Source organism: Variovorax paradoxus B4, from assembly GCF_000463015.1.
Taxonomy (GTDB): domain Bacteria; phylum Pseudomonadota; class Gammaproteobacteria; order Burkholderiales; family Burkholderiaceae_C; genus Variovorax; species Variovorax paradoxus_E.
The window spans coordinates 2,959,106-2,976,403 of sequence record NC_022247.1 but is presented as its reverse complement, the minus strand read 5'-3'; the positions used below and the strand labels follow the sequence as shown (position 1 = coordinate 2,976,403).

19 protein-coding genes are annotated in these 17,298 nt (G+C 66.0%); 13 read left to right on the top strand and 6 right to left on the bottom strand.

Annotation, left to right across the window (positions count from 1 at the left end; all coding sequences use genetic code 11):
* Positions 1-5: 5 nt before the first annotated feature.
* The 8 genes from VAPA_RS13845 (at position 6) to VAPA_RS13810 (ending at position 10,632) form a co-directional block, all read left to right on the top strand.
* Positions 6-1,205: a YbfB/YjiJ family MFS transporter gene (locus VAPA_RS13845; protein WP_021007403.1), complete on the top strand. Its 1,200-nt coding sequence runs from the start codon at positions 6-8 to the stop codon at positions 1,203-1,205.
* A 168-nt stretch (positions 1,206-1,373) separates the two neighbouring features.
* The gene (rimP, locus tag VAPA_RS13840) at positions 1,374-2,021 is read left to right on the top strand and encodes a ribosome maturation factor RimP (protein ID WP_021007402.1); all 648 of its coding nucleotides are present in this window, start codon (positions 1,374-1,376) and stop codon (positions 2,019-2,021) included.
* 17 nt (positions 2,022-2,038) lie between these two features.
* The gene (gene nusA / locus VAPA_RS13835; RefSeq protein ID WP_021007401.1) at positions 2,039-3,523 is read left to right on the top strand and encodes a transcription termination factor NusA; all 1,485 of its coding nucleotides are present in this window, start codon (positions 2,039-2,041) and stop codon (positions 3,521-3,523) included.
* Positions 3,524-3,547: 24 nt separating this feature from the next.
* Positions 3,548-6,502 (top strand): translation initiation factor IF-2, encoded by a 2,955-nt coding sequence (gene infB, locus VAPA_RS13830; protein WP_021007400.1) that lies wholly within the window; start codon positions 3,548-3,550, stop codon positions 6,500-6,502.
* Between the two features lie 24 nt (positions 6,503-6,526).
* A complete protein-coding gene (rbfA, locus tag VAPA_RS13825; protein ID WP_021007399.1) occupies positions 6,527-6,898 on the top strand; it encodes a 30S ribosome-binding factor RbfA in 372 nt (123 codons plus the stop codon).
* Between the two features lie 2 nt (positions 6,899-6,900).
* On the top strand, positions 6,901-7,857 hold the full coding sequence (gene truB, locus VAPA_RS13820) for a tRNA pseudouridine(55) synthase TruB (protein ID WP_021007398.1): 957 nt from the start codon (positions 6,901-6,903) through the stop codon (positions 7,855-7,857).
* Positions 7,854-9,689: a translational GTPase TypA gene (gene typA / locus VAPA_RS13815; RefSeq protein WP_021007397.1), complete on the top strand. Its 1,836-nt coding sequence runs from the start codon at positions 7,854-7,856 to the stop codon at positions 9,687-9,689. Before truB ends, typA begins: the two co-directional genes overlap by 4 nt.
* A gap of 13 nt (positions 9,690-9,702) precedes the next feature.
* Positions 9,703-10,632, top strand: coding sequence for a DMT family transporter (locus VAPA_RS13810; protein ID WP_021007396.1), 930 nt, complete (start codon positions 9,703-9,705; stop codon positions 10,630-10,632).
* A gap of 72 nt (positions 10,633-10,704) precedes the next feature.
* On the opposite strand, the gene VAPA_RS13805 is transcribed toward VAPA_RS13810, so the two are convergent.
* From VAPA_RS13805 to smpB, 5 genes are all read right to left on the bottom strand, one after another.
* Entirely contained in the window at positions 10,705-11,100 is a 396-nt protein-coding gene (locus VAPA_RS13805) for a COG4315 family predicted lipoprotein (protein ID WP_021007395.1), read from the bottom strand.
* A 73-nt stretch (positions 11,101-11,173) separates the two neighbouring features.
* Positions 11,174-11,995, bottom strand: a complete 822-nt coding sequence (locus tag VAPA_RS13800) for an anti-sigma factor family protein (RefSeq protein WP_021007394.1) — start codon at positions 11,993-11,995, stop codon at positions 11,174-11,176.
* A gap of 16 nt (positions 11,996-12,011) precedes the next feature.
* Positions 12,012-12,527, bottom strand: coding sequence for a sigma-70 family RNA polymerase sigma factor (locus tag VAPA_RS13795; protein WP_021007393.1), 516 nt, complete (start codon positions 12,525-12,527; stop codon positions 12,012-12,014).
* A 24-nt stretch (positions 12,528-12,551) separates the two neighbouring features.
* Entirely contained in the window at positions 12,552-12,932 is a 381-nt protein-coding gene (locus tag VAPA_RS13790; RefSeq protein WP_021007392.1) for a COG4315 family predicted lipoprotein, read from the bottom strand.
* A 92-nt stretch (positions 12,933-13,024) separates the two neighbouring features.
* Positions 13,025-13,501: an SsrA-binding protein SmpB gene (gene smpB / locus VAPA_RS13785; RefSeq protein ID WP_021007391.1), complete on the bottom strand. Its 477-nt coding sequence runs from the start codon at positions 13,499-13,501 to the stop codon at positions 13,025-13,027.
* Between the two features lie 62 nt (positions 13,502-13,563).
* On the opposite strand from smpB, the gene VAPA_RS13780 reads away from it, so the two are divergent.
* Both VAPA_RS13780 and VAPA_RS13775 read left to right on the top strand, forming a co-directional pair.
* Entirely contained in the window at positions 13,564-14,010 is a 447-nt protein-coding gene (locus tag VAPA_RS13780; RefSeq protein ID WP_021007390.1) for a type II toxin-antitoxin system RatA family toxin, read from the top strand.
* Positions 14,010-14,345, top strand: a complete 336-nt coding sequence (locus VAPA_RS13775) for an RnfH family protein (protein WP_021007389.1) — start codon at positions 14,010-14,012, stop codon at positions 14,343-14,345. The genes VAPA_RS13780 and VAPA_RS13775 overlap by 1 nt, the downstream gene beginning before the upstream one ends.
* A 13-nt stretch (positions 14,346-14,358) precedes the next feature.
* Here the strand turns inward: VAPA_RS13775 and VAPA_RS13770 are convergent, their stop codons facing one another.
* A complete protein-coding gene (locus VAPA_RS13770) occupies positions 14,359-14,871 on the bottom strand; it encodes a DUF4124 domain-containing protein (RefSeq protein WP_021007388.1) in 513 nt (170 codons plus the stop codon).
* Positions 14,872-15,051: 180 nt separating this feature from the next.
* Here VAPA_RS13770 and guaB point away from each other — a divergent pair, with 180 nt between their 5' ends.
* The 3 genes from guaB (at position 15,052) to VAPA_RS13755 (ending at position 17,289) form a co-directional block, all read left to right on the top strand.
* Complete coding sequence (gene guaB, locus VAPA_RS13765; protein WP_021007387.1) at positions 15,052-16,521, top strand: IMP dehydrogenase; 1,470 nt, start codon at positions 15,052-15,054, stop codon at positions 16,519-16,521.
* 88 nt (positions 16,522-16,609) lie between these two features.
* Positions 16,610-16,858, top strand: coding sequence for a type II toxin-antitoxin system Phd/YefM family antitoxin (locus tag VAPA_RS13760; RefSeq protein WP_021007386.1), 249 nt, complete (start codon positions 16,610-16,612; stop codon positions 16,856-16,858).
* A gap of 11 nt (positions 16,859-16,869) precedes the next feature.
* Positions 16,870-17,289, top strand: coding sequence for a type II toxin-antitoxin system VapC family toxin (locus VAPA_RS13755; RefSeq protein ID WP_041946111.1), 420 nt, complete (start codon positions 16,870-16,872; stop codon positions 17,287-17,289).
* The last annotated feature ends 9 nt before the right edge of the window (positions 17,290-17,298 follow it).

Genomic DNA, 17,298 nt, shown 5'->3' with positions numbered 1-17,298 from the left:
AGGAAATGTCGGAGATCAGACAGGGCAGGCGCGGTGCCTGGCGCGCGGCGCTGGCCTGCATGGTGACCTTGGCCGTTGCCATGGGCCTGGGGCGCTTTGCCTTCACGCCCATGCTGCCGATCATGCTGCACGAAGGAAAGCTCCAGCTCGAGGCCGGCGGCGTGCTGGCTTCGCTCAACTACCTGGGCTACTTTCTGGGCGCGGTCAGCTGCGCCGCCATCGGGGTCAAGGCCAAGAGCATGGTGCGCGGCGGCCTGGTGGCAACGGCGGTCCTGCTGGTGGGCATGGGCGTGCTCCACAGCTTCACAAGCTGGGGCATCCTGCGCGCGGCGGCCGGCGTGATGAGCGCCTGGGTCTTCGTGTTCGCCTCGGGGTGGGGGCTGCGTCGGCTGGCCGAGACGAATTCCCCGGCCCTGGCCGGCGTGATCTACACGGGTCCCGGCATCGGCATCGCGATGACCGGCCTGCTCGGCGGTGCCCTGGGGCGCTGGGGTTCCGAGGCGGGATGGATCGGCCTGGGCCTGCTGGCGGTGGTGCTGGTGGCGGCGATCTGGCGCGTGTTCGACGACGGCGAACTGCCAGCGGCCGAAGGCTCCGCGGCTCCGCCGGCCGCCCCCGCAAGTACGGCTGCACCGCCTTCTGCGCGCAGCGACGCCGTCTGGCTGGTCGCGCTCTACGGGCTGGCCGGCTTCGGCTACATCATCACCGCGACCTTCCTGCCGGTGATCGCGCGCCAGGCGCTGCCGGGCTCGCCATGGCCCGACTTCTTCTGGCCGCTGTTCGGGCTGGCGATCATCCCGGGGGCCCTGATCGGCGCCCGCGCACCCATCCACTGGGACAACCGCCTGTTGCTGGCGGCGGCCTATGCGCTGCAGGCGCTGGGCGTGGTGCTGTCGGTGGCGTGGCCCACCATCGTCGGCTTTGCGCTTGGCAGCCTGCTGCTCGGCATGCCGTTCACGGCCATCACCCTTTTTGCAATGCGGGATGCGCGCCGGCTGCGCGGGAATGCGGCGGCCGGGCTGATCGGCTATGCGACCGCTTCCTATGGGGTCGGGCAGATCATCGGCCCGCTGTTTGCCGCGCCGCTGGCCCAGCGAACCGGATCTTTCCAGCTTCCGCTGCTGGTGGCGGCAGGCGCATTGGCGCTCGGTTCGGTGCTGTTTGCCTTGGTCTGGTCAAAATCCCGGCGCAAAGTGGTCCTTTGAGCAGGCCAAGCCACTTCATTTATCACGGGAATAGCATATAATTCGAGGCTCACGACCAAACGGGCGGGTACCAACCGCCCGTTTTTTTGGTCTATGCAATTTCGATGCGTGACACCCGTGGCGGGCGGGTGGCACGCATAAGCATTTTTACAAGGCACTTTCGAACACGTGGCATTGCAGCAGACAGTGGAACAAACCGTTGCCGGTCTCGGCTACGACCTGGTCGAGATCGAACGCTCGGCCGGGGGATTGCTGCGCGTGACAATTGATTTGCCCTGGACTGCCCCCACTTCGGAAGCTGTGGCTGCAGGCACTCCCGAGCCCTTCGTGACGGTCGAGGATTGCGAGAAGGTAACGCGCCAACTGCAGTTTGCGCTCGAGGTCGATGGTGTCGATTACAAGCGGCTCGAGGTTTCCTCGCCGGGTATTGACCGTCCGCTTCGCAATGAGCAGGATTTCGAGCGTTTCGTGGGCGAGGTGATCGACATCACGCTCAAGGCGCCAATGGGTGCCGCGGCGGCGGGGCAGGTGTCTGCCACCCGCAAGAAATTTCGCGGCACGCTGGAGCGTGCTGAAAAAGCGGAAGGGGCCGACGGAGCCCCGGGCTGGCAAATCGTCTGGAGCGATGCGCCTGAGCCGAAACCGGGTCAAAAAGTCAGCAAGAAGCGCGCGCCTGCAAAGTTGCAGGCGCTGGGTTTCGTGCTGGATGAGTTGCGCGATGCGCGGCTCGCGCCAATTGTGGATTTCAAGGGCCGCAGGGCCAAAACCCAACCGGGTTTTTCGGATATTGACGACGGAACGAACGTTCCGGACTGACTAGAGGAGTGGGTGGCATGAATCGCGAAATGTTGATGTTGGTGGATGCGATCTCGCGCGAGAAGAACGTCGAGCGCGACGTGGTTTTCGGTGCGGTCGAATCCGCGCTGGCGCAAGCCACCAAGAAGCTCCACCAGGGCGACGTGGACATCCGCGTCTCGGTCGACCGCGACAGCGGCGACTACGAAACCTTCCGCCGCTGGCACGTCGTCCCTGACGAGGCCGGCCTGCAGCTGCCCGACCAGGAGATCCTCCTGTTCGAGGCCAAGGAAGAAATGCCCGACATCGAAGTCGGCGAGTACATCGAAGAAGCGGTGGACTCGGTTCCGATCGGCCGCATCGGCGCGATGGCTGCCAAGCAGGTCATCCTGCAGAAGATCCGCGACGCCGAGCGCGAGATGCTGCTCAACGACTTCATGTCGCGCGGCGACAAGATCTTCGTGGGCACCGTCAAGCGCCTGGACAAGGGTGACATCATCGTGGAGGCCGGCCGCGTCGAAGGGCGTCTGCGCCGCAGCGAGATGATCGCCAAGGAAAACCTGCGCAACGGCGACCGCGTGCGGGCCATGATCATGGAAGTCGACCTGACGCTTCGCGGCGCGCCGATCATCCTGTCGCGCTCGGCGCCCGAGTTCATGATCGAGCTGTTCCGCCAGGAAGTGCCCGAGATCGAACAAGGTCTGCTCGAGATCAAGAGCTGCGCCCGCGATCCCGGCTCGCGCGCCAAGATCGCCGTGCTCTCGCACGACAAGCGTGTCGACCCGATCGGCACCTGCGTCGGCGTGCGCGGCACGCGTGTCAACGCCGTGACCAACGAGCTCGCCGGCGAGCGCGTGGACATCGTGCTGTGGAGCGAGGACCCGGCCCAGTTCGTGATCGGCGCCCTGGCTCCGGCCAACGTGTCGTCGATCGTGGTCGATGAAGAAAAGCACGCCATGGACGTGGTGGTCGACGAGGAAAACCTCGCCATCGCCATCGGCCGCGGCGGTCAGAACGTGCGCCTGGCTTCCGACCTGACGGGCTGGAAGATCAACATCATGGACGCCAATGAATCGGCCCAGAAGCAGGCGAGCGAAACCGACGCCAGCCGCAAGCTGTTCATGGAAAAGCTCGACGTCGACGAGGAAATCGCCGACATCCTGATCTCCGAAGGCTTCAACAGCCTCGAGGAAGTGGCCTATGTGCCGATCTCCGAAATGCTGGAGATCGAAGCCTTCGACGAAGACACGATCAACGAGCTTCGTTCGCGCGCCAAGGATGCGCTGCTGACCATGGAAATCGCCAAGGAAGAGGGCGTCGAGACCGTCTCGCAGAATCTGCGCGACCTCGAAGGCCTCGACCCCGAGCTGATTCCCAAGCTGGCCGAGGCGGGTGTACACACCCGCGACGACCTCGCCGACCTCGCGGTCGATGAACTCACCGAGATCACCGGCCACAGCGCCGATGACGCCAAAGCCCTCATCTTGAAAGCCCGCGAACACTGGTTCGCCGGCCAAGCGTGATGGTCATGGAGGCACGAAACCAATATGTCCAGTACCACTGTCGCCGAGTTCGCGAACGAGCTCAAGAAGACTCCCGAAACCTTGCTTGACCAGCTCAAGAGTGCAGGTGTGCCCAAGGCGGCACCCACCGATGCACTCACCGAGGCTGACAAGCAGCGCCTGCTCGGCTTTCTCAAAGCCAGCCATGGCACCGCCGAGCCCGAGCGCAAGAAAATCACGCTGACGAAAAAGTCGACCAGCGAGATCAAGCAGGCCGACGCCACCGGCCGCGCCCGCACCATCCAGGTCGAGGTGCGCAAGAAGCGCACCTTCATCCAGCGCGACGACGGCCACCCGGCCACGCCCGAAGCGCAACAGGTGGCCGAAGCGCCCGCCGCGGCACCCGCTGCGCCCCGTATCGACGAAGCCGAACTGGCCCGCCGCGAGGAAGAGGCGCGCCGCCAGGCCGAGCTGATCCGCCGCCAGGAAGAAGAACTGGTCGAGAAGCGCCGCCTGCGCGAAGAAGCCGAAGCCCGCGAACGCGAGCAGGCCGAAAAGGCCGAGCGCGCTGAGCAGGCGGAGCAGGAAGCCGCGCGCATCGCCGCCGAGAAGAAGGCCGCTGACGCAGCCACCGCCGCGCCTGCCAAGGAAGCGGCCAAGCCGGTCGCCGCGCCTGTTGCAGCCGCCACAGCCGCCGCCGAACAGGAGGCCGCCGACACCAAGCTGGCTGCGCAAACGGCAGCCACGCAAGCCAAGGAAGACGCGAAGGCCAAGGCCGCCGCCGAATCGAAGGCCCGTGCCGACGAGGAAGCCGCCCGCGCCAAGGACCTCGACGAGCGTCGCCGCAAGGCACTCGCCGAAGCCGAAGCCATTCGCGCCATGATGAACGCACCGGCTCGCGTGCTGGTGCCGCACAAGGCGCCCGAGAAGCCGCAGCCCGAAAAGGCCGCGGTCAAGGGCACGCTGCACAAGCCGGCCGCGCCCGCAGCGCGTCCCGGCGCGCCGGCCGCACCGGGCGCTGCCGCAGCCCCTGGCGCCGCTGGTGCCGGCAAGGAAGTCAAGTCGGCCAAGCTCTCGTCGAGCTGGGCGGGCGATCCTGCCAAGAAGAAGGAAATCAAGACCCGCGGCGATGCCAGCGGGGGTGTCGGCCGCGGCAACTGGCGCGGAGGCCCGCGCGGCCGCCGCGGCAGCAATGACCGCGGAGGCCACGAAGAGCATGTGCAGGCCGCACCGGTGGAGGCGCGCATTCTCGAAGTGCACGTGCCCGAGACCATCACGGTGGCCGAGCTCGCGCACAAGATGGCCGTCAAGGCGCAGGAAGTCATCAAGCAGCTCATGAAGCTGGGCCAGATGGCGACCATCAACCAGTCGCTGGACCAGGACACCGCCATGATCCTGGTGGAGGAAATGGGCCACAACGCGGTCGTTGCCGCGCTGGACGACCCCGAGGCCTTCACCGACGAGGACGTGTCGGCGCAAACCGCCGAAGCCCTGCCGCGCGCACCGGTCGTGACCGTCATGGGCCACGTCGACCACGGCAAGACCTCGCTGCTCGACTACATCCGCCGCGCCAAGGTCGCAGCGGGCGAAGCCGGCGGCATCACGCAGCACATCGGTGCCTACCACGTGCAAACCGAACGCGGCATGGTGTCGTTCCTCGACACCCCGGGTCACGAGGCCTTCACGGCCATGCGTGCCCGTGGTGCGCAGGCCACCGACATCGTCATCCTCGTGGTGGCGGCCGACGACGGCGTCATGCCCCAGACCAAGGAAGCCATCAAGCACGCGAAAGCCGCTGGTGTGCCGATCGTGGTTGCCATCAACAAGATCGACAAGCCCGATGCCAGCCCGGACCGCGTGAAGCAGGAACTGGTGACCGAGGAGGTCGTGCCCGAAGAGTACGGCGGCGACGTGCCGTTCGTGCCGGTGTCCGCCAAGACGGGCCAGGGCATCGACGAGCTGCTCGAGCAGGTGCTGCTGCAAGCTGAAGTGCTGGAGCTCAAGGCGCCGGTGGATGCCGCTGCCAAGGGCCTGGTCATCGAAGCGCAGCTCGACAAGGGCCGCGGCCCGGTCGCGACCGTGCTGGTTCAGTCCGGCACGCTCAAGACCGGCGACGTGGTGCTGGCAGGTTCGACCTATGGCCGCGTGCGCGCCATGCTCGACGAAGACGGCAAGACCATCAAGTCGGCCGGCCCCTCGATTCCGGTCGAGATCCAAGGCTTGACCGAAGTGCCGCAGGCGGGCGACGAGTTCATGGTGATGAGCGACGAGCGCCGTGCGCGCGAAATCGCCACCTACCGTGCCGGCAAGTTCCGCAACACCAAGCTGGCGAAGGCCCAGGCCGCGAACCTGCAGAACATGTTCACCGACCTCTCGGCCGGCGAAGTGCAGACGCTGCGCATCATCATCAAGGCCGACGTGCAGGGCTCGCAGGAAGCGCTGGCCCAGTCGCTGCTCAAGCTGGCGACCGAAGAGGTCAAGGTGCAGATCGTGTACGCCGGCGTGGGCGGCATCAGCGAAAGCGACATCAACCTCGCGATCGCTTCGAAGGCGATCGTGATCGGCTTCAACGTGCGTGCCGATGCCGGTGCGCGCAAGCTGGCCGAAGGCAATGGCGTGCAGCTGAACTACTACAGCATCATTTACGACGCCGTGGACGAGATCAAGGTCGCGATGTCGGGCATGCTGGCACCGGAGCGCCGCGAGGAAATCATCGGCTCGGCCGAGATCCGCACGGTGTTCGTGGCCTCGAAGATCGGTACGGTCGCAGGTTCGTACATCACCTCGGGCTCGGTCAACCGCACGGCGCATTTCCGCCTGCTGCGCGACAACGTGGTGATCTACACCGGCGAAGTCGACTCGATCAAGCGCATGAAGGACGACGTCCGCGAAGTGCGCGAAGGCTTCGAGTGCGGTATCAAGCTCAAGAACTACAACGACATCAAAGAGGGCGATCAGCTCGAGTTCTTTGAAATCAAGGAGATCGCCCGTACGCTGTAACAAGCGTTCGATGTGACCGTATCCATGCCGAAAAGAAAAGCCGCCGCCCCCAACCGCGCGTTCAAGGTTGCCGACCAGATCCAGCGCGATCTCACGGAGCTGATCGCGCGCGAGTTGAAGGACCCGCGCGTGGGCATGGTCACGATCCAGGCGGTCGAGGTCACGCCCGACTATGCGCACGCGAAGATCTACTTCAGCATGCTCACGGGCGACGTGGCCGAGACCACCGAAGCGCTGAACCAGGCCGCGGGCTTCCTGCGCAACGGGCTGTTCAAGCGCCTCCATATCCACACCGTGCCGACGCTGCACTTCCTGTTCGACCGCACCACCGAGCGTGCGGCCGACATGAATGCGCTCATCGCGCAGGCCGTCGCTTCGCGTTCGAAAGACGACTAGCGATGAATGCGCCACGCACAAGGGTGCAGCGGCGCCCTGTGCATGGGGTGTTGTTGCTCGACAAGCCGCTGGGACTCTCCAGCAACCAGGCCTTGCAGAAGGCCAAGTGGTTGCTGCGCGCCGAAAAAGCGGGCCACACCGGCACGCTCGATCCGCTGGCCACCGGCGTGCTGCCGCTGTGCTTTGGCGCGGCCACCAAGTTCAGCCAGCTGCACCTCGATGCCGACAAGACCTACGAGGCCACGGCCCGCCTTGGCATCAAGACCGCCACCGGCGATGCCGAGGGCGAGGTGATTGCCGAGCGCCCGGTGCAGGTCTCGCCTGAAGACCTGGCCCGCGTCGAAGCGCAGTTCACCGGCCCGATCCGCCAGGTTCCGCCGATGCACAGCGCGCTCAAGAAGGACGGCAAGGCGCTGTACGAGTACGCGCGCGAAGGCATCGAGATCGAGCGGGCGCCGCGCGATGTCGTCATTCACAAGCTCGCGCTGACGCAGCTGGACGACTCCCGCATCCGCATCGTTGCGTGCGTGAGCAAGGGCACCTACATTCGCACGCTGGGCGAGGACATCGGCGAGGCACTGGGATGCGGCGCGCACCTGACGTTCCTGCGTCGCACAGCCACGGGCGGTTTCGGCGAGGCGGAGTGCGTCACGATCGAAGCGCTCGAAGCCATGACCGAAGACGAGCGCCTGGCACGCCTGTTGCCTGCCGAAGCGCTGGTCGAAGGCCACAGCCGCGTCACGCTCGCCGCCGAAGATGCGGCACGCTTTCTTTCAGGCCTGCGCCGCCGTGGCGGCTGGGCCGATGCCGAAGCGGTGGCCGTGTTCGGCACCGACCCGCAGGCGTTCCTGGGCACCGCCCATGTGAGCGCCGGCGAACTGATCCCGGGGCGCTTGCTGAACCCCATCGAAATCCAGCAAATTCTTTTGAACGCACAACAGACCGAAGCGACACCATGAGTACCAAGCAAATCCGCAATATCGCCATCATTGCCCACGTCGACCATGGCAAGACCACGATGGTCGACCAATTGCTGCGCCAGTCGGGCACCTTCGCCGAGCACGAGAAAGTCGTCGACACGGTGATGGACAACAACGCCATCGAAAAAGAGCGTGGCATCACGATCCTGGCCAAGAACTGCGCCGTGACCTGGGAAGGCACGCACATCAACATCGTCGACACCCCCGGCCACGCGGACTTCGGCGGCGAGGTGGAACGCGCGCTGTCGATGGTCGATGGCGTGGTGCTGCTGATCGACGCCCAGGAAGGCCCGATGCCGCAGACGCGCTTCGTGACCAAGAAGGCGCTGGCCCTCGGCCTCAAGCCGATCCTGGTCGTGAACAAGGTCGACAAGCCGGGTGCCAACCCCGACAAGGTGGTGAACGCCGCCTTCGACCTGTTCGACAAGCTCGGCGCCACTGACGAGCAGCTCGACTTTCCCGTGGTCTACGCCTCGGGCATCAACGGCTGGTCGTCGCTCGAAGAGGGTGCACCCGGCGAGCAGTGGGGCCCCGATATGTCGGCCCTGTTCAACACCATCCTGAAGCACGTGCCGGCGCAGAAGGGCGATCCCGATGCACCGCTGCAGCTGCAGATCTCCGCACTCGATTTCTCGACCTTCGTCGGCCGCATCGGCGTGGGCCGCATCAGCCAGGGCACGCTCAAGCCCATGACCGACGTGCTGGTGATGGAAGGACCGGACGGCAAGTCGATCAAGGGCCGCGTCAACCAGGTGCTGACCTTCCAGGGCCTGGACCGCGTGCAGGCGACGGAAGCCGGCCCGGGTGAGATCGTGCTGATCAACGGCATTGCCGACATCGGCATTGGCGTGACCGTGACCGACCCGGCCAACCCGGCGCCGCTGCCGATGCTCAAGGTCGACGAACCGACGCTGACCATGAACTTCTGCGTCAACACCAGCCCGCTGGCCGGCCGCGAAGGCAAGTTCGTCACCAGCCGCCAGATCTGGGACCGCCTGCAGAAGGAACTGCAGCACAACGTGGCGCTGCGCGTGAACGAAACCGACGAGGAAGGCATCTTCGAGGTGATGGGGCGCGGCGAACTGCACCTGACCATCCTCTTGGAAAACATGCGCCGCGAAGGCTACGAAATGGCCGTGTCGAAGCCGCGCGTGGTGTTCCGCACGGTCAACGGCGAGAAGCACGAGCCGATCGAACTCGTGACGGCCGACATCGAAGAGCAGCACCAGGGCGGCGTGATGCAGGCACTGGGCGAGCGCAAGGGCGAGCTGGTCAACATGGAACCGGACGGCCGCGGCCGCGTGCGCCTCGAGTACCGCATTCCGGCGCGTGGCCTGATCGGCTTCACCAACGAATTCCTGAACCTGACGCGCGGCTCGGGCCTCATCAGCAACATCTTCGACAGCTACGAGCCGCACAAGGGCGACATCGGCAGCCGCAAGAACGGCGTGCTGATTTCCATGGACGACGGTGAGATCTTTACCTACGCCCTGGGCAAGCTCGACGACCGCGGCCGCATGTTCGTCAAGGCGAACGACCCGGTGTACGAAGGCATGATCGTGGGCATCCACAGCCGCGACAACGACCTGGTGGTGAACGCCACGCGCACCAAGCAGCTGACCAACTTCCGCGTCTCGGGCAAGGAAGACGCGATCAAGATCACGCCGCCGATCGAACTCACGCTGGAATACGGCGTGGAATTCATCGAGGACGACGAACTGGTCGAAATCACGCCCAAGAGCGTGCGCCTGCGCAAGCGTTTCCTCAAGGAAAACGAGCGCAAGCGGGCCAGCCGCGAAATGGCGAGCTGATCGCCATCCGCCCATGCTGCTGCGCCTGACACACGGCGGGGCTGTGTGGCTCATGGTCGCCGTGACCCTGATGTGGGCCACGGCGGGCGTCGTCACACGGCATCTGGCGCAGGCGCACAGTTTCGAGATCACCTTCTGGCGCAGCTTCTTCACGATGCTTGCGCTGCTGGTGATCTTGCCGCTTTGGCGGGGCCGGGCGGTGTTTTCGCAGATCCGCTCGGGTGGGCGCGAGCTCTGGATCTCGGGCGTCTGCTGGACCGTGATGTTCACGGCCTTCATGGTGGCGCTCACGCTGGCTTCCACGGCCAGCGTGCTGGTCACGATGTCTCTCGGGCCGCTGCTCACCGCGCTTGCCGCGCGCGTCTTCATTGCTCATCGCCTGCCCGTGCGGACCTGGGTGGCCATCGTGGTGGCAGGCCTCGGCATTGCCTGGATGTACGGCACGCAACTGGTGCAGGGCGGGGCCGCGGGCGGATCGCTGCTCGGAACGCTGGTGGCGCTGTGCGTGCCGCTGGCGGGCGCCACCAACTGGACGGTGGTTCAGCATGCGCGTGCCAAGGGGCATGACATCGACCTGGTTCCTGCGGTGCTGATTGGCGCGGCGCTCAGCGCGCTGCTCACGTTGCCCTTTGCCTTGCCGTTCCAGGCGAATGCGCACGACCTCGGCCTGCTCGCTTTCCTGGGCGTTTTCCAGCTGGCCATTCCCTGCGTGCTGGCGGTGCTGTGCGCACAGGTGCTCAAGGCGCCCGAGGTGGCGCTGCTCGCGCTGCTCGAAGTGATCTTCGGCATCGCGCTGGCCTGGATCGGCGCGGGCGAGGAGCCGGCTGCGAGCGTGCTGACCGGCGGTGCCCTGGTCATCGGCGCGCTGGTGTTCAACGAGCTGCTGGCACTGCGCGGACGCCGCGCCACCGTGGCCGACACCGCGCTTCCCAGCGCGCACTGAGCTGCGCCAGCGAGCCGAAAAGAAAAAGGCCCCGACATCTGCCGGGGCCTTCGTGATCAGGCGGTCACGGGATCAGGGGCGGGCAACCTTCCAGGCGCCGTTCAGGACGCCGTCGCCGGTCTTGTCGCCCGGCTTGCTGTCCTTCGTCCAGTAGTAGAGCGGCCAGCCCTTGTAGGCCCATTGCTTCTTGCCGTCTTCGCGCATGATGATGGTGTAGCCACCCATCGGCTTGGCCGTTTCGGCCACCGGGAGCGGCGGCCAGTTGGCGGCGCACTGGGCATTGCAGGCGGAGGTGCCTGCACCGGCCGTATCGCGGGCGAAGGTGTACAGCGTCATGCCATTCGGGCCGACCAGCACGCCATCGGCGGTACGGGTGGGGGTGTCGGGTGCGCTGGCGGTCTTGTTGGACATGCCGCCGCAGCCGGCGAGCAATGCCGCCGCGAGGATCGAGGCGCTGAGCAATTTCATGCAGTTTCTCCTTCAGTTGAAAAATCGCGAAAACAAGCCAGGTGGTTGCGCGACCCGGCAGTTTATGCCGGGCTTAGGACAAATCGCGGTAGGCGAGCGTCGCCAGTTTCAGCAAAACATCACGCGGTAGCTTGCCGGCAACGGCATAGCCGAAGCCCTGGTCGACCCAATAGAAGCTTGGCACGGGCCCTTCGGACGCGAAACGGAAGGCTGTTTCGCGCGCTGCGGCCGCGCCGGCGGCAGCGCGGCTGTCGAGGGTGCCGATGTAGAGCGTCACGCGCTCGCCGGCGGTGTCCTCGAACATGAACTGGGCGCGTGCGCCGCTTTCCCCGGGCAAGAGGCGGCCGCCGACGAGCGTGTAGCCCATGGCCGTCAGGTCCGGTACCTTGAGCGGCCTGTCGAGGCGCTTGGACAGCCATTGCACGAGGTGCTGCTGCTCGGTAGCGGCCACTTCGACCGGATGCCTTTTCTCGGGCGCATAGACGGCGTGCGCAATGGACGCGTCGTGCACGAATTCGCGCATGGCAGGCGCCTTGGCAACTTGGGCCGGCGGCGCGCGCATCGACCATTGGGCATTGCCGAGCCAGCCGGCGGCAAAGGCAATCAGCACGCCGGCCGCCATGCCGCCCCATCGCATCCAGCTGCCTTGCCGGGCCCGGCGGGGCTGGTTGCGATCGAGCGCGCTCATCAAGGGGGCGGGAACGGGCTCGTCGAGCAGATCGCCGTGCAGCCGGCGCAGCGCGTCTCGCTGGACGCGCCAGGCCGCCACCCGCGCCGCAACGGCCGGGTCGTGCGCCACGGCGTCTTCGACCGCGGACCGGCGGTCCGGTGCCAGCTGGCCATCGACGAGGGCATGCAACTCGTCGTCGGTGGGGGGCGGAGCGGGGCGATTCATGATTCAGCGGCAGGTTTCACTTGAGGCGGCGCAGGCCGGGGCGATTCGGCGCCGAGGCGCCGTCCATCAGCTCTTGCAGCCGGGCGCGGGCGCGCGACAGGCGCGACATCACGGTGCCGGCGGGGATGCCGAGCACCTTGGCCACCTCGGCATAGGAGAGGTCTTCGAGCGTCACCAGCAGCAGCACGGCCCGTTGTTCCTCGGGCAGTTGCATCAGGCAGCGCTGCAGGTCGAGGCCCATGCCGGGGTCGCGGCCCGGATCGACGCCGCCGTGCACTTCCTGCGCAGCGTCGTCCAGCGGCACGACGCTGTGCGGCGGCGGCGTGCGCCGCAGCTGGCTCGCGAAGATGTTGTGCATGACCGTGAACAGCCATGCGCGCAGATCGCTGCCCACCACCCAGAGCCGCCATTTGCTGCAGGCCCGCTCGAGCGTGTCCTGCACCAGGTCGTCGGCCGCCCAGGCATTGCCCGTGAGCGCGCGCGCATAGCGGCGCAGGCTCGGAATCTGGTCGGCCAGCAGGCGGGCGTCCATGGGGAGCGGGAGCGCGCGCGAGAATCAGGGCTTGGCGGTTTTCCAGGCACCGCCGACGCCATCGCCCGTCTTGTCGCCCGGCTTGGTGTCCTTGGACCAGTAGTAGAGCGGCCGGCCCTTGGCGGCCCATTGCTTCTTGCCGTCGTCGCGCGTGACGATGGTGAAGTCGGCGGCCGGCTTGTCGCTGTCGGTGGCCATGAAGGGCGGCCAGTTGGCCGCGCAGCCGCCATTGCATGCCGACTTGCCGCTGCCGGCCGTGTCCTTGTCGAAGGTGTAGAGCGTCATGCCGTTCGGGCCGACCAGCGCCCCGTCGGCGGCCTTGGGCTGGGCGAATGCGGGAAGCGCGGACAGGCCGGCGAGCAGCGCGGCGGCAATGCCGGCGGAGGAAAGGCGAAAAGGCGACATGGAAGACTCCTGAGGTTGGTGGCACCGACGATCCGATGACACCGCACAAACGCCTGCAATCGGCGTTTTATTCCATGCCGCGCAAAAAAGAACTAGCGGCTGCGGCTCTTCATCGCGCGCTCGACCTCGCGCTTGCCTTCGCGGTCCTTGATGGTGTCGCGCTTGTCGTGCTCGGCCTTGCCCTTGGCCAGCGCAATTTCGCATTTGACCTTGCCCGCCTTCCAGTGCAGGTTGAGCGGCACCAGCGTGTAGCCCTTTTGTTCGACCTTGCCGACCAGGCGGCGGATCTCTTCCTTGTGCAGCAGCAGCTTCTTGGTACGGATGGAATCAGGGTTGATGTGGGTCGACGCGCTCTTGAGCGGGTTGATCTGCAGGCCCACGACAAAGAGCTCGCCGTCGCGGATCACCACGTAGCCGTCGGTCAGCTGGACCTTGCCTTCGCGCAGGGATTTGACTTCCCAGCCTTCGAGGACGATGCCGGCCTCGAAGCGTTCTTCGAAGAAATAGTTGTACGCGGCCTTCTTGTTGTCGGCAATGCGGGAGGAGGTATCTTGTTTCTTGGTGGCCATGGCTCGGGAAGGTGGGGGCGCATGGCTTCAATACAATCCGTCGCGCACGCTGTCCCGATTCTATGAAAACCGTCAACAAGTCCGTCCTCATCTGGTACAGCGCCGAAGAGATGTACGCGCTCGTCACCGACGTGGAGAAGTATCCGCAGTTCCTGCCCTGGTGCGACAAGTCCAGGGTCATCGAGGAAGACGAGGCCGGCATGACCGCCGAAGTGGGCCTGGCCTTCGCCGGCCTTCACCAGAGTTTCACCACCCGCAACACCCACGTGCCGGGGCGCGAGGTGCACCTCAAACTGGTCGATGGGCCATTCTCCAACCTTGACGGCATCTGGAAATTCGTGCCCGTGGGCGAACCCGGCGAGCGCGCCTGCCGCGTCGAACTGCACATGAGCTACGGCTTCAGCAACTTCGCATTGCAGGCGCTGGTGGGGCCGGTGTTCGACACCGTGGCCTCCAGCCTGGTCGAAGCCTTCGTCAAGCGCGCCGAACAGGTCTACGGCACATCCTGATGATCGAAGTCACGCTGAGCTGCTCGCCCGCACCGCGCGAGGTGTTCGAGCAGGTCCTGCGGCTGGCGCCCAAGGCCACCGTGGACGACGCCGTGAAGGCCAGCGGTCTTTCGCAGCGCTTCCCGCAGCTGGATTGGCGCCAGTCCATGACGCCGGGAATCTGGGGCAGGGAAGTCGGCTGGGACCAGCCGCTCGAGGACGGCGACCGCGTCGAACTGTGCCGGCCCCTGGCCGTCGATCCGAAGGTGGCACGCCGCGAGCGCTTCCAGCGCCAGGGTGCGCGCGGTACCGGTCTCTTTGCGAACCGCCGCAAGGGCGGCAAGGCCGGCTACTGAGCCGGCGGGCTGCTTACTTGCAGTCGCTTTCGATGATCGACTGAAGGCGCTTCTGCTCGGCGGCCCGGGCCGCGTCGTCCATGATTTCGCGCTCGCCCTTGGCGTTGATCTTGGCCACGCGGATGCCGCTGTCGAACGTGGCTTTGCCCTGGCGCGCGCGGTCGCAGTTGTCGGCCTTGGCCTTGGCGTTTTTCTCTGCCTCGGCGGCCTGCTTGGCTTTTTCTTCCGCCTGCGCCTTCTTGGTCTTTTCCTCGAGTTCCTTGTCGACGGCCGCGGGTTTGGGCGCGGCCGCGGCCTTGGGGGCCGCCACGTCGGGCGCGTCGGCTTCGGCAGCGGCCGGCGCCGAACCGCCTCGAGGCGGCGGCGAGCCCGAACGGCGCAGGATGTTCTTTTCCGGCACGTCCGGCGGCGGCGCCTGGTCGCTGAAGACCTTCTTGCCGTTCTTGTCGATCCATTGCCATTGCGCGCTGGCCGACAGCGGCAGCAGGCAAACACATCCCAGTACGAGCCAATGCGCGAATTTCATGCAGTGAGTTTAGCGTCGCCTTACGTTTTGCAACATGGACGGGCCCGGCTTTCGTTGTCGGCGAGTTGGGAATTGGCTACGTTTTCGCCGCCTTGCCGGCCCGGCCGGGGCCGGCTGAAGCCCCCGGCGGGGCGGGTAAGTACCGACGGTCGCTACAATCCGTCTTTTGGAGCTTCACCCATGCGCCTTCTCGGCAAAGCGCTCACCTTCGACGACGTGTTGTTGGTGCCAGCGTTCTCCCAGGTCCTGCCCAAGGACACCTCCCTCGCCACCCGTTTCTCCCGCAACATCACGCTGAATCTGCCGCTGGTCTCCGCCGCGATGGATACGGTGACCGAAGCACGCCTCGCGATCGCCATCGCACAGGAAGGCGGCATCGGCATCGTTCACAAGAACTTCACCGCCGCCGAGCAGGCCGCGCAGGTGGCCAAGGTGAAGCGCTACGAATCGGGCGTGCTGCGCGATCCCGTGGTGATCACCCCCACGCACACCGTGCTGCAGGTCATGCAGCTGTCCGACGAACTCGGCATCTCGGGCTTCCCGGTGCTCGACGGCGGCAAGGTGGTCGGCATCGTCACGGGGCGCGACCTGCGCTTCGAGAACCGCTACGACGTGCCGGTGAGCGAGATCATGACGCCGCGCGACAAGCTCATCACCGTGCCCGACGGCACCACGCTGGCCGAGGCCAAGGCGCTGCTCAACAAGCACAAGCTCGAACGCCTGCTCGTCATCAACAGCGCATGGGAGCTCAAGGGCCTGATCACCGTCAAGGACATCACCAAGCAGACCAGCTTTCCCAACGCCGCGCGCGACCCCTCGGGCCGGCTGCGCGTGGGTGCGGCGGTCGGCGTGGGCGAGGGCACCGAGGAGCGTGTCGAGGCGCTGGTGAAGGCCGGCGTCGATGCGATCGTGGTCGACACCGCGCATGGCCACAGCGCCGGCGTGATCGAGCGCGTGCGCTGGGTCAAAAGGAACTACCCGCAGGTCGACGTGGTCGGCGGCAACATCGCGACCGGCGATGCGGCGCGTGCATTGGCTGACGTGGGTGCCGACGCGGTCAAGGTCGGCATCGGCCCCGGATCGATCTGCACCACGCGCATCGTGGCGGGTGTGGGCGTGCCGCAGATCATGGCGGTCGACAACGTGGCCACCGCGCTGCAGGGCACCGGCATTCCGCTGATCGCCGATGGCGGCATCCGCTATTCGGGCGACATCGCCAAGGCCATTGCCGCGGGCGCCAGCACCGTGATGATGGGCGGAATGTTCGCGGGCACCGAAGAGGCGCCCGGCGAGATCGTGCTGTTCCAGGGCCGTAGCTACAAGAGCTACCGCGGCATGGGCTCCATCGGCGCCATGCAGCAGGGCAGTGCCGACCGCTATTTCCAGGAATCCACCACCGGCAATCCCAACGCCGACAAGCTGGTGCCCGAGGGCATCGAAGGCCGCGTGCCGTACAAGGGCTCGATGGTGTCGATCGTCTACCAGATGTCGGGCGGCTTGCGCGCGAGCATGGGCTACTGCGGCTGCGCCACCATCGAAGACATGAAGAACAAGGCCGAGTTCGTCGAGATCACCACGGCCGGCATCCGCGAAAGCCACGTTCACGACGTGCAGATCACCAAGGAAGCGCCGAACTATCGCGCCGAGTAAGTGATGAGCAGGTCCGATCTGGCCAGACCTTGAAAATAAGGCCAGATTGGTATTAGAATTTGGGCCAGATTCAAATTTTCTGGCCCAAATGCAATCCATCGGCATCGCTGAAGCCAAGAACAACTTCTCGGCCCTGATCGACCTGGTCGAAAAGGGCGAGGAGGTTCGCATCACCCGCCACGGCAAGGAAGTCGTGCGCATGCTGCCGGTGCGGCGCAAGCCGGTCATCACCGACGAGCAGATCGAGCGCGAACTCGGCCAGATCGACGCACTGCACGCCGCCATCCAGCCCGGCCGATCGGTGCGCGCATTGCTCGACGAAGGGCGCCAATCGTGACAGCCTTCGTCATGGACGCCTCCGTCACCGCCGCCTGGCTCTTGCCCGACCAGGCCAGCGAACACACCCGCAAGCTCTACGCCGCCATCCGCCGCGACGAGGTGGAGCCGCAGGCGCCCAACGCCTGGCAGTGGGAGTGCGCCAACATCCTTGCCAACGGCGTGCGCAGCGGCCGCATTCCAACGTCCGCGGTCGAAGGGCTCTGGAGCGTGCTCGACGCCATCCGCCACCGCGTCGAACTGCACGAGCTCGCACCCGCGCAGCACAAGGCCGTGCTGGCCGTGGCCATCGACGCCGGCGTGTCGCTCTACGACGCGGGCTACCTCTGGCTCGCGCGCTCGCTCAGTCTCCCGCTCGCCACCTTCGACGAGCAACTCATCCAGGCAGCGCCCAAGGCGGGCGTGAAGCTGTTCGACATTTCAACGCTCTGACCGAGTCTT